This window comes from Cohnella sp. WQ 127256 (assembly GCF_024519285.1).
In the GTDB taxonomy this organism is placed as follows: domain Bacteria; phylum Bacillota; class Bacilli; order Paenibacillales; family Paenibacillaceae; genus Cohnella.
The window spans coordinates 113,514-128,213 of sequence record NZ_JAMZCY010000001.1; the positions used below are offsets into that span (position 1 = coordinate 113,514).

Here is a 14,700-nt window from a genome sequence, read left to right on the forward strand (position 1 = left end):
CAGATAAGAAAAATGGGTAGTACAGGGGATTCCCCCATGTACCACCCATTTTCTTTTGCAATGATCAGCCGTTATTTTCCAAGGCTTCTTCTCTCTCTTCACGCTCTGCTTGCTTACGATGGGCGATGCGACTTGCTGCGGATGCTGCAATAGCTCCGACGATATCATCTAGAAAAGTATGGATTTCTCCGCTATTTTTATCATTTAATTTTCTGAGGATACCAGGCTTAAGCTTATCTACGTAACCGAAGTTTGTAAAACCGATACTTCCGTATACGTTAACGATACTAAGCGCCAAAATTTCGTCACAACCGTAGAGACCTTCGTCGTTAGCGATCATGTTTTGCAGAGGGGGGAGCAATTTACCTTCTTCCGCTAACATATCAAGCTGAATTCCTGTTAAGACTGCATTCTGAACCTCGCGTTTGGACAGCACTGCATCTACATTAACCACACATTCGGCAAGTGTTAGCTCTGGAAAATAATCTTTCTGCAGGAGCATCACGAGTTGACCGATTTGTTCCTTAGTCACTCCACGCTTCGTCAGCCACTCTTCTGTTGCTCTAGCAACTTCCTTGCTGTTAAGACGGTACTTACTCGGCTGGGACATGTAACAACACCTCTTTCCGAAGCCATTGGCCTCCGTCGTGAACTTAATAGGACAAATACACATAATTATCCCAAGGGCTCGTATATATAGTACTACAAATAGGATGCCGATGGAACGGCAGCCCACTATAAGGTTAAATTATGTTGGGAGGATTTAATCATGAAAGTGAAGTCTGATCAAGGCAAAACATTTAAAAGATGGGCGATGCTACTGCTTCTTCTGCCCTTGTTATCTGCGTGCAGTCGAGGAGGGAGTGGCGACCAGAAATTGGCAGAAGCCATTGATCCACCGCCTATGGAAATTGAGCAGGTTATGCTCCAGGACACAGTGGAAACGACGATCTCAGAAGGGAATGACGTTGTCACGGTTTATTTGCTCGACCGTAATGATTTTCTTGCCCCTATGTCTTTAAGATTAGATACGGAACATTCCTCTTCCCTCACATCAGCAGAGAAGGCGATCGCTTGGATGACGGTTAATGAGCAGCTAGCAGATCAGCTTCCTGCGGGATTTACTGCGATTTTGCCAAAAGGAACAGCGGTTAGCTCCATCAATGAGAATTTATCCGACGAAACGATTTCTGTTGACTTCGCCGCTCCGTTTTCGGGCATTATTGCCTCTCATGAACGGAAGGTGATTGAGGCACTTGTATGGACCTTGACAGAGCTCCCTGGTATTAACAAGGTTAAGCTTTCTGTTGCGGGTAAACCGATTCAATCGCTCCCATCCTCAGGGCTTCCGATTGACAAGACTCTCACGCGGGGGCTTGGCATTAATCTTGAAATGACTAAGGATATACAGCTCAATCGTGCGATGGGTGTAACGCTGTATTTTTCCTCACAATCTGAGGACGGAGAAGGTTACTTCGTTCCTGTAACTCGTTTAATCAATCGTCAAGCTAACCCAGCCAAGGCCGCACTTGAGCAATTAATCATCGGACCGAAAAAAGGTGCACTTAAAGCGGTTCTGACTACCGATATGACGATCGAGAAGGTATCACAAATGGCAGACACCATCAATGTATCCCTTCAGGATTCGGATTGGATGCCTAAATCCCCAGTGCCTTCAGAAATGATGGAGGCGATTGTCCTTACTCTTACCGAAGCAACGGGTGCTCCGCAAGTACAAGTAATGATGAATGGTAACGACTCATTGGTTGACTCAGACCAGCGCACTTATGATCGCCCAGTAACGCGTCCAGCCTATGTGAACACGTTATCCCGATAAATCGGATCCCATAAAACTGCTCAACTTGTGTTATACTGCTAAATTCCAGGGTGTCTAGATGCTTTTATGATCAACCTTTGGTAAAATGGTGAAAGTTCTAGTACTTGGGAGGCAGAGAAATGAGATCCGATGGTAGACAATCTAGTGACCTGCGGTCATTCGCGGTTACACTTCATCCGAATAAATATGCGGAAGGGTCCGTACTGATTGAAGCTGGGAATACGAAGGTGCTGTGTACGGCTTCCGTGGAAGAAAGAGTTCCTCCATTCCTGAAGGGGCAAGGCAAAGGCTGGGTTACAGCAGAATATTCCATGCTGCCAAGAGCCACACACACTCGTAACCAACGAGAAGCTTCTAAAGGGAAATTGACTGGACGTACAATGGAAATCCAACGCCTCATTGGGCGATCTCTTCGTTCTGTTGTTAATTTGCACGCGCTTGGCGAAAGAACGATTACGCTGGATTGCGACGTACTCCAAGCAGATGGAGGAACACGGACTACTTCGATAACGGGTGCTTATATCGCATTAGCTCTAGCGATTCATAAGTTGGACGGAACCGTGAATTACGCTAAATATCCGCTTACTGATTTTCTAGCATCCATTAGCGTAGGCGTTATTCAAGAGAAAGCGGTTGTGGATTTGAACTATGAGGAAGATTCCAAAGCCAAAGTAGACATGAACGTCGTGATGACGGGAGCAGGTGCTTTCGTAGAGGTTCAAGGTACAGGCGAGGAAGCTCCATTCACACGCTCAGAGTTCGACAGTATGCTATCTCTTGCTGAAGAAGCGATTCAGCAGCTTATTGTCCTGCAGAAGGATACTTTAGGCGCTGCAGGTGAGCGGATCGGTGGAGGCAAGGCATGATCAGAGAAGGTCAAACCCTTCTAGTTGCAACGCGTAATCGGGGCAAAACGAAGGAATTTCGCGAAGCATTCCTTAAACTCGGTATAACCGTTAAAGATTTGCATGATATAGAAGGCATTCCGGATATTGAAGAAACCGGAGAAACCTTCGAGGATAATGCTTTCATTAAGGCTAAAGCTGTGGCGGACATCGTAGGCTTGCCGGTGCTTGCGGATGATTCTGGATTGTGTGTCGATGCGTTGAATGGTGCTCCAGGTGTCTATTCCGCACGTTATGCAGGACTATCTGCAAGTGATGAAGCGAACAATGCGAAGCTTCTTCAAGAGCTTGCGGTAGTACTGGGAAGCGCGGATCAAGCGGACAACCAATTAGATTCGGCTTTGGAGCCTGAGCTATTGAGTTCTGCGAGGTTCGTATGCGCTCTTGTCCTCTATGATCCGGCTGACAAAGGTAGGCTTCAAGCGGAAGGTACAGTTGAAGGAAATATCCTTCGCCAAGCTCGAGGAAATGACGGCTTTGGATATGATCCATTGTTCTGGCTTCCTTCACATCAGAGCAGTATGGCAGAACTTCCCTTAGATTCGAAAAATGAGATTAGCCATCGTGGACAGGCATTGCGTCGCTTGATGGCGATGATCGGTAAATAGACATATGCAATCATGTAAAATCCTCCAAAACCATTCGTGGTGTTGGAGGATTTTTGTCATTTAAATTTTACAAAGCAAGTTTGACCTTGTAATGCCGGAGCCAAAAGTCCATTTGGAGCAAATAAGCGAACAATTGTGGCCCAGACATGAGTTGGCCGAACCATGGAAGATGAGACGATGCATCTGATGTTAGGGCTAGCTCTCTGATCTTATCCGCATTAATGAGCGGAAGGAGTGGACAATTCGGATCGTCCAGTCGTTCAAGTAGCAAAGAGCGGACAGCGGATAAATAATTTGGATTGTGTGTTTTTGGGTACGGGCTTTTTTTGCGATAAAGGACATCGTCAGGGAGAATGCCCTCAAGTGATTTTCTGAGGATGCCTTTTTCCCGAGTCCCTGCCGACTTGATCTCCCAGGGAATGTTCCACACATACTCGACCAGGCGATGGTCACAGAAGGGAACCCGGACCTCTAATCCAACTGCCATGCTCATTCGATCCTTGCGATCAAGTAATGTCGGCATAAACCTTGTAATATTCAGGTAAGACATGCGTCTCATTCGTCTGCGAGTCTCGTCTTCGCCGTCTAATGTTGGAACCTCGGCAACGGCTTGTGCATAACGATCGGCTAAATACTCTTGTGGGCGAAGCTTCTCCTTGAGCTCAGGGGATAGCAAGCTGGATCTTAATCCAGTTGCCAAGGACCAGGGGAAGGTTTCCGCTTGCAAAGCATCCTCGCGATGGAACCAAGGGTATCCGCCGAATATTTCGTCCGCAGCTTCCCCCGAGATCGCTACAGTCGCTTCCTTCTTAATCTCTCGACAAAATAAATATAAGGAAGCGTCAATATCGGCCATGCCGGGAGTATCCTTAGCTAATACCGCAGCTTCTAGTGCGCTTACGAGCTCTGGCGTATCGAATTGAATGGGATGATGAACAGTGTTCAAGTATTCATGCATTCGTTTAATCCAAGGTGCATCGGAATTAGGCTGGAAATCATGCGCATGGAAATGCTTATCATTGTCCACGTAATCTACGGAAAAAGTGTGTACACGCCCTTGATTCGTTGTCTTGTAATAGTTAACCGCCAGTGCAGTTAAGGCACTAGAGTCCAGGCCACCGGAAAGCAATGTACAGATCGGAACATCGGAGATAAGCTGACGCTCGACAGTGTCTTGAAGTAGCTCGCGGACCTTCTCTGCTGTTTGCGATACATCTTCCTCATGATCGGCGCTCTCTAGCTTCCAGTAAGAGAAAATTCTCATTCCGTTGCGATCATACTGGAGGCAATGTCCCGGCTTCAATTCATAGAAATTCCGCCAAATCCCATGTCCAGGAGTGCGTGCTGGGCCAACGACGAACAGCTCCGCAAGTCCTTCCGCATCGATTTCGGCAGGAACCTCGGGATGAGCTAATATCGCTTTGGGCTCTGAGCCGAACATAAACCTTCCTACCTCAGGACGGTAAAATAACGGTTTAACGCCAAGCCGATCCCGCGCCATAAACAGTTTTTCCTCAGCTGTTTGCCATACTGCAAAAGCGAAGATACCGTTGAGTTTCTCTACACATTCTGGTCCCCACTCCACATAAGCGAGAAGCAATACCTCGGTGTCGCATGTTGTGCGAAACCGATAGCCTAGGCCCTCTAATTGTTTGCGAAGCTCCAGTGCATTGTACAGCTCCCCGTTATACACGAGAATGCAATCATGGCTATCTGCGCTGTTAGCTGGGCGAATCATAGGCTGAGCACCATTTGCCGGATCCATTACCGATAACCGGCGATGACCTAAGGCGCAATGAGGGGATAGCCAAGTCCCTGTTGCATCAGGTCCACGCAGACTTAGCGTCTCGGTCATTTTCTCAATGGTATCCGCCTGTGTTGTTAAATCCACATTCCAGTCAATCCATCCGGTAATTCCACACATGTGCCTTCAGCCCTTTCCTCTGCCTAAAAACCGATCATAAGATGGATATGCGAAAAGAGGCATAAAATGTTTGTCCATAGGGAGAAAATACGTAAAGTCCAAGATGACAGGTTCTTTACAGATGAAAGGAGGGAGAATCATCCTGTGATGAACGTTAGAGAAGCACATTTTCGTCGGATGTTGGATCGCGGTGGACAAGCCTTCGCTGAAGTGGAGGTATTAACCGATCATCAGCGTGACGCGCAAATGCTGGCTTATTTTCGCGAGGGTCAGAATGGAACATATTCGCTCGTAAGGATCATTTCAAATGATGCAAACTATGAGGTTGACTGGTTTGATAATAGCTTACATTCCGCATTCGAGGATGTCATGAAGCCCATGTTCTCAACGCCAGATCATCTGGCTGCTAACGATAGGGATGAATTTGCAACACAGATATTGGAGTTTGCTGGGGTTAGAGAAGCGCTTGAGAGAAATTTTACTCGGTGAGGCAAATTTAGTTAGGGAGGTGAGAAAAGAGAAGTGGCTAATAAATTCAAGAAAAACAAAGGCAATCAAATTGCCAACAAAGGCGAAGAGTTCGTAGAGGAAACCTTGAAGAAAAATACGTTCCATCCTGCGCAAAATAGTCCAGCAAAACCACACAATCGCTAGCTTCTTCAGCACCAAACAAAAGCTGCCCTCCGAATGCGGGATGAGGCAGCTTTGCTATATCGCTCGTTCGTCTTATTTGAGTGCAACCAGAATAGCTCCTCCGGCTATCATAGCGACGCCTAACGCATTCATCCATGATATCTTTTCTCCAAGGAAGAAGAACGCCAGAGCGACAGCGAGAACGACACTCAGCTTGTCGATAGGACCGACCTGAGATACTTTCCCACCTTTAAGCGCCAGAAAGTAAAACATCCAAGAGAGTGCTCCTGCCACACCGCTAAGCACAATGAAGGACATCGCTTTTTTCTGCGCCATGATTTCTCCAAGCTGACTGAACTTACCCTGAACGATGACGACTCCTAATAAGAATATGGCCATAATGACCGCGCGGATAGCTGTTGCCGAATTGGCGTCAATGTCCTTTAAACCGATTTTTCCGAAGATGGCTACGAGTGCTGCTGTTGCTGCCGAAAGTAGAGCGTAAATTAACCAAGTTCCCATTGCGTATCCTCCTGTGTGCCGACGGCTTTGTTTGACTATTATACGTTATTTTACCTTTTGCAATTATCGGTCTCAATAACAAATACCGCCCTAGCGAGTCAGTCGTCGCTGAGAGCGGTACTTGTTGTATTTGTATTTAGGAGAGGAATTTGACCATGTGCCAGTATGGCTTATCGTGAATCGTAATTTCTTTGTCGGCTTTATATCCCAGCTTAACGTAAAGCGCATGGGCACCCTCATTGGTCTGGTCGACGTTTAGAGCGATTTTATCATATCCCATGTCTATAGCTCTTAGTTCAGCGGCTGCAATTAATTGTTTCGCAATTCCTTGGCCCTGAAAGCTAGGACTGACTGCAATGGCGTCGATATAATACTCATCGATATCAGCCTCATCATCGATAGTAATGGATGGATCACCGCTTTTTTTAATTAAATGGTCAATAACGGGAGTGTACAATTGGGCAGCATGGCTACCGTGATAACAGAGGATCATGCCTACGGGTTCATTATTGATTTCCTTTACAAGAATACAATCACAGCTGAAACGATTGCCATCGGTCGTAATAAATGCTTCTAACTGCTTCAGAACGTTCGATTCTTCCATTTCACCTGTGAGTTGATTAGCAATGTCATCTATGGCGAGCAATATAAGTTTGGCAATTGGAGCAGCATTCTCTGGTAAGGCTAGTTTTATAGTCATAAGTTCTCCTAGTTGTGTGAAATGATAAGCCGTGCATTGTTAGGCTTATTGTCTTAAATAATAAATGAAACTACGCTAGTAAACAACCTAGGCTAAGTTGCCAGTGTATACCGAAATTGTGGTCGTACACGCTGAAAAAAACCTCAAAATCATTGAAGGACAAGGTTGTTGAGGTTTTTTTTGGAGAGATGTAATTTTGTTTAATGAAGGGGGAATAGGTCCTAATTGTGATGGGAAAATATATATCCCTCAAATACTTTTAGCCCTTCGTCATTTAATACTTGCTCAACTACAATTGGTTTATGTGGGCTTCTTTCAATAACTTCCTTACAAGAGATCATGATGTTGCTGCCTGCGATTTCTGCGAGTTGATCATGTGAAACACTATAGACTATTTTCCCTAAATGAGACCACACCATAGCTCCTGTACACATAACGCAAGGCTCACAGCTGGTATACAATGTGAATTCACTAAGATCAAAAATATTATTTTCAGAGCAAAAAGTGCGTATGAGTCCAATTTCTGCATGATGTGTAGGATCACAATTGCTATTTATTTTATTTTCTCCATACATAACTATTTCGTTATTTTTTACTAAAATAGCGCCAAATGGTTCGTTTCCATCTTGTCTAGCTTGTTGAGCTAATTTAATGGCTACTTCAATAAATTGTTCATCACTTTTTGTCAATTGGCTCACCTCCAGATCTGAGTCATTATAACAGAAATAACGCTAAACGGTACTTTCTGGTTTTTTGTACAAATAGAGAAAACCCCCGAAACCGTTGATCTGCAACGTTTCGAGGGTTGTGATTGATTAATTAGATTAAAATCAATTAATTAGCTTAAAATTAATTAGGTGGCGTCCCAGGAGGGATTCGAACCCCCGACCGACGCCTTAGAAGGGCGTTGCTCTATCCAGCTGAGCTACTGAGACACGCAAAAAGTATCTTACCATGAAGTTTATTGAGACGTCAAGAGTTTATTTTCGACATTATCAGAGAACCACGTAACCATATGGAATCTTTAATCCATAATGCAACTTCATAGTAAGAAATCCCTAGAGGGTCATATCGTACAAAAAACCACCTTACTATAAAGTAAGGTGGTTGTAAGTTCATAATGGAGCGGGTGAAGGGAATCGAACCCTCACCTCAAGCTTGGGAAGCTGGCGTTCTACCACTGAACTACACCCGCATGTTATGTAGAACGATAATATACCATATTTATTGGGGAATTTCAAGGTATTCCACACGCTAAACCCTGTGTCATGCGTCAAGCTTCTGGTTGACCTGTACTTTTCATTTTACTGTTTGATCATGATATAATGCGAAGGAACTGAATTTGCTGCTTAGGCTGGCTGACTCGGAGAGCCGGGAGGTAAAACCAGCAATAAATCCGGTAAATTTGGAGGGGGGATTACCCCATGACGGATGGAACCAAGGACAATTTGGTGTTATTTCCAAAAACATTGGATTATTATCAAATACAATTGACGAAGATGCTGGAGACGGAACGTTATGGCGAAGCCAAGGCGTTGCTGTTCTTCCTGCTTCAGTGCCATGGAGAAGCTGATCGGCATCATACCGAGTGGCAGGCATTGCTTGGCTGGTTAGATGCGGCATTTCCAGACGCTGCAGGCAGCTCGGATTTTGGGCTGTATGATGAGCAGGATGAAGATTCTGATGTCGATGAAGAGGATATTTTCAAACGAAAGGTTATGGAACGTAACGATTCTGATACCGAGTATATCCCGCAATTATTAGCTTCTCTTTATAATGGAGAAGACCCCGAGCAGCAAATGCTTATATTGGGTCAATTGATGCACATTACTCATCCGGATATTGAGTTATCCTTGAGGCAATGGCTGGGTCGCGAGGAATATATTTCACCCGTGCAATTCCGTGCTCTTCAGGTGTTAAAGAAGCAAGGAGCATCAGGCTTGGTTTCTTTCTGGAGAGAGGGAGAAAGCCTATCTGTAGAAGCCAGTGATACTCCGATAACCTTCTCGGAATTTCCTCAAGGGATTCATCATGTGCTCGATAGAGTTCGCCAAACAGCCGAGGTTTCAGACCCAACATTGTCTTATTTTGCTGAAGAGATGTGGAAGGAATGTGTCGAGGTTGCGTATGGAACTTTAATCTATAAGGGTATGATTGAGGATAATGATAGCTCTGCCGATCTTTGGGGTGCAGCTCTTCACCAACTACTTATCGAGAAATTGCACGGCAAACAAGGTGATGAGTGGATCAAAGAGCAGTACACGATAACGAATGAATTGCGATTTCGTTACGAACAAGCACTACGTTGGCTAAGGCAATATTCCATTGAGCCGCATCCAACTCAGTCGTAAGTTAAGCTTAGTTAGGTTTTTACCTTGAATGGTGAACGATGTTGTTCTATAATAGAGTGGTTTATGTGATCGTCCGCAAAGAAGCGGAAAGATGTTACGGAGGGGAAAGCATAATATGACAGCAAACTGGGAAAAGATAGAGAAGAACGTTGGGGTTCTTGAAGTTGAGGTAGAAGTAGAACAGGTAACACTAGCATTGGACAAAGCGTTCCGCAAAGTGGTTCAAAAAGTAAACGTACCGGGTTTCCGTAAAGGTAAAGTACCTCGCGGTATTTTCGAAGCTCGTTTTGGAATCGAAAGTCTCTACCAAGATGCAATCGATATCCTGCTTCCTGAAGCTTACACAAAGGCAATTGACGAAGCGGGCATTGAGCCAATTGATCGTCCAGATGTTGATGTTGAGCAGTTTGGCAAAGGCCAAACGTTCAAATTCAAAGCGAAAGTAACAGTTAAGCCTGAAGTTAAGCTTGGAGATTACAAAGGCTTAGTCGTTCCTGTTGAAGCAGCTGAAGTGACGGATGAGGAAGTAAGTGCTGAGTTAGAGCGTCTGCAACAACGTCATGCTGAGCTTGTTGTCGTTGATGAAGGTCCTGCTCAATTGGGCGACCATACTTCAATCGATTTCGAAGGCTTCCTAGAGGGAGTTCCTTTCGACGGTGGCAAAGGTGAGAGCTATTCCCTTGAGCTTGGTTCCGGTTCTTTCATTCCGGGCTTCGAAGAACAAGTGGTAGGTCTTAACATCGCTGAGGAAAAAGACATCGATGTCACTTTCCCAGAAAACTACCAATCAGAAGACCTTGCTGGTAAAGCGGTTGTATTCAAAGTGAAGCTGCTTGAAATCAAACGCAAAAATTTGCCTGCACTAGACGATGAGTTCGCTAAAGATGTTAGCGAATTTGACACGTTGGATGAATACAAAGCAGATCTAACTAGTAAGCTGAATGAACGTAAAGTTAAAGATGCTGAAATCGCGCGCGAGACTGCGATTGTAGACAAAGCGACTGAAGCTGCTGAATTAGAAGTGCCACAAGTGATGGTTGATTCCGAAATCACACATATGCTGAAGGATTTCGAAAACCGTCTTCGTCAACAAGGCATGAACTTGGATCTATACTACCAGTTCAGTGGCCAAGATGAGGCTGCACTGAAAGCACAAATGCAAGGCGACGCTGAGAAACGCGTTCGCAACAACCTAGTTCTTGAAGAAGTAGCGAAAGCAGAGAAGCTTGAGATCACTCCTGCAGAGATTGATGAAGAGCTGGAGAACCTTTCCAAGCTTTATAATCGTCCTGCTGAAGAGCTTCGTACACTCTTTGCAAGCAATGGTTACCTTGAGAACATGGATGCGGATTTGAAAGTTCGTAAAGCCGTGAAATTCTTAGTCGACAACAGCAAATCAGCGTAATTCCACACCAATGAAAAGGCACGTGCAATTTGCGTGCCTTATTTTTCACCCCGAATACATAAGATCGACCTTAACAAAATGTTAGCATATGCCCGAAACGGACTTGGCAACATGACATTCCGATTTGAACGTGTTAAACTATTACCGAGATTTGAAGTCCAATGAGAAAAGGGGTTGGTAACATGTTAGTACCTATGGTCGTCGAGCAAACGAATCGCGGAGAGCGGTCGTACGACATCTATTCAAGGCTCTTAAAGGACCGGATTGTATTTCTCGGAAGCGCGATTGACGACGATGTCGCCAATCTCATTATCGCTCAACTGCTATTCTTAGCAGCGGAAGATCCAGAGAAGGACATCCATCTGTACATTAACTCCCCAGGCGGTTCGGTAACGGCCGGAATGGGAATCTACGATACGATGCAATTCATTAAGCCAGATGTTTCCACGATTTGTGTGGGTATGGCTGCTAGCATGGGCTCCCTGCTCCTCACTGCAGGTGCTAAAGGCAAGCGCTTTGCTTTACCGAATAGTGAGATCATGATTCACCAGCCGCTTGGCGGGGTAAGAGGTCAAGCATCGGATATTAAGATTCATGCGGATTGGATTATTAAGACTAAGCAGAAGCTGAATCAAATTTTAGTCGATCGCACAGGTCAACCTTATGAGAAGATCGAACGCGATACGGATCGTGATAACTTCATGAGTGCGGATGAAGCGGTGTTGTATGGCTTGGTTGATAGAGTAATCACAGCTCCGATTGCAACAGATGACCAGAAAGCATAAGGAAGTCGTTCTTTCGGAAATAATGTAAGACGCGGTTTACTAAGGAGGGTTTTACATGTTTAAATTTAGCGACGAAAAAGGTCAGTTGAAGTGCTCATTCTGTGGCAAATCGCAGGATCAGGTTCGAAAGCTGGTAGCCGGTCCTGGCGTATATATATGCGATGAATGTATTGAGCTTTGTACAGAAATCGTGGAGGAAGAGCTAGGTCATGAAGATGAGCTGGATCTGAAGGATATTCCGAAGCCGAAAGATATTCGCAACATTCTGGACCAATACGTTATTGGTCAAGAACAAGCGAAGAAATCACTATCGGTTGCTGTATATAATCACTACAAACGCATTAATTCTCAATCCAAGATCGAGGATGTTGAGCTTCAGAAGAGTAACATTATGCTTGTAGGTCCAACGGGTTCAGGTAAAACGCTACTTGCTCAGACGATGGCCAAAATTCTTAATGTCCCATTTGCCATTGCGGATGCCACTTCTTTAACAGAAGCTGGATACGTGGGTGAAGATGTAGAGAATATTTTGCTTAAGCTCATTCAAGCAGCTGATTATGATGTCGAGAAGGCAGAGCGCGGGATCATTTATATCGATGAAATCGATAAAGTGGCGCGTAAATCCGAGAATCCTTCGATTACCCGGGATGTTTCCGGCGAAGGTGTTCAGCAAGCATTGCTGAAAATTCTCGAAGGTACGGTTGCCTCCGTTCCACCGCAAGGCGGACGTAAGCATCCTCATCAAGAATTCATTCAAATTGATACGACGAACATTCTGTTCATCTGCGGTGGTGCTTTCGATGGCCTTGAGCAGCTGATCAAACGTCGTATTGGTAAAAAAGTTATCGGCTTCAGTTCCGTCCTTGAAGGACAGAAGGATATGAAGCCAGGTGAATACTTGTCCCTAGCTCAGCCTGAGGACCTGCTCAAATTTGGTCTAATCCCTGAGTTTGTTGGACGGTTGCCTGTCATTTCAACGCTTGAGCCACTCGATGAGCCTGCTCTTGTTCGTATCCTTTCGGAGCCGAAGAACGCATTGGTTAAGCAGTATCAGAAGCTGCTTGAAATGGACAATGTGAAGCTCGAATTCGATAGCGGTGCGCTTGAGGAAATTGCTCGTGAAGCGATTAAGCGGAATACAGGTGCGCGGGGATTGCGGGCCATCATCGAAGGAATCATGCTCGAGGTTATGTACGAAGTGCCATCGCGTGATGACGTCGTAAACTGCTTAGTAACGGAGAAGGTTATTAAGGAGAAAATATTGCCAGAGCTCACAACCAAAAAAGGTAAGAAAAAAGAAGAGAGCGCGTAACGGGAGCAGGACGAAAGCCGCCAACAAGGCCTTTCGGCCGACGCGGCGTTCGCCTAGATTGCCGGTTCCACCCCGTCTAAACACGGGGTGGACTTTGGCGTATACAGGGGAGAAATGGTTATGTTCAAACGTACAGACACTGTAGCTGTTCAGGTTGGGAATCTTACCATTGGTGGGAATAATCAAGTTATTCTTCAAAGCATGTGCACGACGAAGACTGCAGACGTCGCCGCTACAGTCGCCGAGATCAAACGGCTCGAGGAGGCAGGCTGTCAGCTTGTTCGTGTCACTGTCAATAATAAAGAAGCGGCTGAAGCGATTAAAGAAATTAAGAAGCAGATCAGTATCCCACTTGTTGCGGATATTCATTTTGATTATCGACTAGCTTTATTAGCTATTGAGAACGGCATTGATAAGGTTCGGATCAATCCGGGCAATATCGGACGTCGCGAGAAGGTGGAAGCCGTTGTTAATGCTTGTAAGGAACGTGGAATTCCAATTCGGATTGGCGTAAACGCAGGTTCTTTGGAAAACCATCTTCTCGAGAAGTATGGGTACCCAACTGCCGATGCAATGGTGGAAAGCGCATTGTTTCACATCGGTATTCTTGAGGAGCTCGACTTTCATGATATTATCGTTTCCCTGAAAGCTTCGGATGTTCCAATGGCGATTGAAGCTTATACGAAAGCAGCCGAGGTTATTCGTTACCCACTTCACCTTGGCATTACAGAAGCCGGAACGTTATTCTCGGGTACTGTGAAGAGCTCAGCGGGCCTTGGTGTACTGCTGAATCATGGAATAGGTAACACGATGCGGATATCTTTAAGTGCGGACCCTGTAGAGGAAATCAAGGTGGCTCGGGAGCTGCTTAAAGTATTCGGATTAATTACGGATGCTCCGACTCTCATATCTTGTCCGACATGTGGTCGTCTGGACATTGATTTATTTTCTGTAGCAAACGAAGTCGAACAATATATATCCAACCTTAAAGTGCCGATCAAGGTATCCGTTCTTGGCTGCGCAGTGAATGGGCCGGGTGAAGCACGTGAAGCCGATATCGGAATTGCGGGTGCCCGCGGCGAAGGGATGCTATTTCGCTATGGCGAGATGATTCGTAAGGTGCCTGAAGATGAGCTAGTGAATGAGCTGAAGAAAGAAATCGACCAAATCGTCGCTTCCTATAACGAAACGGGGGTTATCCCGGGGCGGAAACATGGATAAGATGAAGAAGTTGGCGATTCTCGTTGTCGGATTGGGGCTACTGGCAGTTACAGCTTGCGGGAAAGAGCAGGCGACTAACGGTGGACATAGTAACCATGCACCTAATGGCGACTTAAGGGAGACAACAGCTTCTGTGCAGAAGCTACCTTCCTTCCTAGATAAGCAAACAGAGGCTGTAAGGTTAGCTTATCAAGCTGCTGGAAAGCTTGAAGACACGCTGAAATGGATTCCTTGTTACTGTGGCTGCGGCGATAGCGCTGGGCACAAGAGCAACTTGAATTGCTTTATTAACGAGGTGCGAGAAGACGGAACGGTAGAGTGGGACGACCACGGTACAAGATGCGGAGTATGTGTGCAGATTGCCATGAAGTCTGCCGAGATGAAAATGCAAGGCAAGTCAGATTTGGAAATCCGTGAGTACATCGATAATACGTATAGCACTGGATATGCTAATCCGACAGATACCTCAATGCCCCAAAGTTGACTAGAACGGAATG

The 14,700-nt window shown here is 45.5% G+C and carries 16 protein-coding genes and 2 tRNA genes; 11 read left to right on the forward strand and 7 right to left on the reverse strand.

Annotated features, from left to right (window positions below; translation table 11 throughout):
- Positions 1-64 precede the first annotated feature (64 nt).
- The gene (locus M1K58_RS00475; RefSeq protein ID WP_256756709.1) at positions 65-610 is read right to left on the reverse strand and encodes a phosphatidylglycerophosphatase A family protein; all 546 of its coding nucleotides are present in this window, start codon (positions 608-610) and stop codon (positions 65-67) included.
- 159 nt (positions 611-769) lie between these two features.
- On the opposite strand from M1K58_RS00475, the gene M1K58_RS00480 reads away from it, so the two are divergent.
- From M1K58_RS00480 to M1K58_RS00490, 3 genes are all read left to right on the forward strand, one after another.
- Positions 770-1,837, forward strand: a complete 1,068-nt coding sequence (locus M1K58_RS00480) for a GerMN domain-containing protein (protein WP_256756710.1) — start codon at positions 770-772, stop codon at positions 1,835-1,837.
- Between the two features lie 119 nt (positions 1,838-1,956).
- Positions 1,957-2,703: a ribonuclease PH gene (rph, locus tag M1K58_RS00485; protein WP_256756711.1), complete on the forward strand. Its 747-nt coding sequence runs from the start codon at positions 1,957-1,959 to the stop codon at positions 2,701-2,703.
- Positions 2,700-3,350, forward strand: a complete 651-nt coding sequence (locus M1K58_RS00490) for an XTP/dITP diphosphatase (RefSeq protein ID WP_256756712.1) — start codon at positions 2,700-2,702, stop codon at positions 3,348-3,350. The genes rph and M1K58_RS00490 overlap by 4 nt, the downstream gene beginning before the upstream one ends.
- 67 nt (positions 3,351-3,417) lie before the next feature.
- On the opposite strand, the gene asnB is transcribed toward M1K58_RS00490, so the two are convergent.
- On the reverse strand, positions 3,418-5,274 hold the full coding sequence (gene asnB, locus M1K58_RS00495) for an asparagine synthase (glutamine-hydrolyzing) (RefSeq protein WP_256756713.1): 1,857 nt from the start codon (positions 5,272-5,274) through the stop codon (positions 3,418-3,420).
- A 147-nt stretch (positions 5,275-5,421) separates the two neighbouring features.
- On the opposite strand from asnB, the gene M1K58_RS00500 reads away from it, so the two are divergent.
- A complete protein-coding gene (locus M1K58_RS00500) occupies positions 5,422-5,763 on the forward strand; it encodes a hypothetical protein (protein WP_372339123.1) in 342 nt (113 codons plus the stop codon).
- A 33-nt stretch (positions 5,764-5,796) separates the two neighbouring features.
- Complete coding sequence (locus M1K58_RS00505) at positions 5,797-5,928, forward strand: hypothetical protein (RefSeq protein WP_256756715.1); 132 nt, start codon at positions 5,797-5,799, stop codon at positions 5,926-5,928.
- Positions 5,929-6,000: 72 nt separating this feature from the next.
- Here M1K58_RS00505 and M1K58_RS00510 read toward each other — a convergent pair whose 3' ends face one another.
- The 5 genes from M1K58_RS00510 to M1K58_RS00530 form a co-directional block, all read right to left on the reverse strand.
- Positions 6,001-6,429: an EamA family transporter gene (locus tag M1K58_RS00510; RefSeq protein WP_256756716.1), complete on the reverse strand. Its 429-nt coding sequence runs from the start codon at positions 6,427-6,429 to the stop codon at positions 6,001-6,003.
- 136 nt (positions 6,430-6,565) lie between these two features.
- Positions 6,566-7,129, reverse strand: a complete 564-nt coding sequence (locus M1K58_RS00515; RefSeq protein WP_256756717.1) for a GNAT family N-acetyltransferase — start codon at positions 7,127-7,129, stop codon at positions 6,566-6,568.
- Positions 7,130-7,350: 221 nt separating this feature from the next.
- Positions 7,351-7,818, reverse strand: a complete 468-nt coding sequence (locus M1K58_RS00520; protein WP_256756718.1) for a nucleoside deaminase — start codon at positions 7,816-7,818, stop codon at positions 7,351-7,353.
- A 169-nt stretch (positions 7,819-7,987) separates the two neighbouring features.
- Positions 7,988-8,064, reverse strand: a tRNA-Arg gene (locus tag M1K58_RS00525).
- Positions 8,065-8,250: 186 nt separating this feature from the next.
- Positions 8,251-8,324: transfer RNA gene (locus tag M1K58_RS00530), tRNA-Gly, on the reverse strand.
- Positions 8,325-8,553: 229 nt separating this feature from the next.
- On the opposite strand from M1K58_RS00530, the gene M1K58_RS00535 reads away from it, so the two are divergent.
- From M1K58_RS00535 to M1K58_RS00560, 6 genes are all read left to right on the forward strand, one after another.
- Positions 8,554-9,480, forward strand: coding sequence for a hypothetical protein (locus M1K58_RS00535; RefSeq protein ID WP_256756719.1), 927 nt, complete (start codon positions 8,554-8,556; stop codon positions 9,478-9,480).
- A 115-nt stretch (positions 9,481-9,595) separates the two neighbouring features.
- On the forward strand, positions 9,596-10,885 hold the full coding sequence (tig, locus tag M1K58_RS00540; protein WP_256756720.1) for a trigger factor: 1,290 nt from the start codon (positions 9,596-9,598) through the stop codon (positions 10,883-10,885).
- Between the two features lie 182 nt (positions 10,886-11,067).
- Positions 11,068-11,670 carry an ATP-dependent Clp endopeptidase proteolytic subunit ClpP gene (gene clpP / locus M1K58_RS00545; protein ID WP_256756721.1) on the forward strand — a complete coding sequence of 201 codons (603 nt, stop codon included), beginning with the start codon at positions 11,068-11,070 and terminating at the stop codon, positions 11,668-11,670.
- 55 nt (positions 11,671-11,725) lie between these two features.
- Positions 11,726-12,982 carry an ATP-dependent protease ATP-binding subunit ClpX gene (gene clpX / locus M1K58_RS00550; RefSeq protein ID WP_256756722.1) on the forward strand — a complete coding sequence of 419 codons (1,257 nt, stop codon included), beginning with the start codon at positions 11,726-11,728 and terminating at the stop codon, positions 12,980-12,982.
- A 120-nt stretch (positions 12,983-13,102) separates the two neighbouring features.
- Positions 13,103-14,203: a flavodoxin-dependent (E)-4-hydroxy-3-methylbut-2-enyl-diphosphate synthase gene (gene ispG, locus M1K58_RS00555; protein WP_256756723.1), complete on the forward strand. Its 1,101-nt coding sequence runs from the start codon at positions 13,103-13,105 to the stop codon at positions 14,201-14,203.
- 1 nt (position 14,204) lies between these two features.
- Positions 14,205-14,687: a PCYCGC domain-containing protein gene (locus M1K58_RS00560; protein ID WP_256758181.1), complete on the forward strand. Its 483-nt coding sequence runs from the start codon at positions 14,205-14,207 to the stop codon at positions 14,685-14,687.
- Positions 14,688-14,700: the final 13 nt, after the last annotated feature.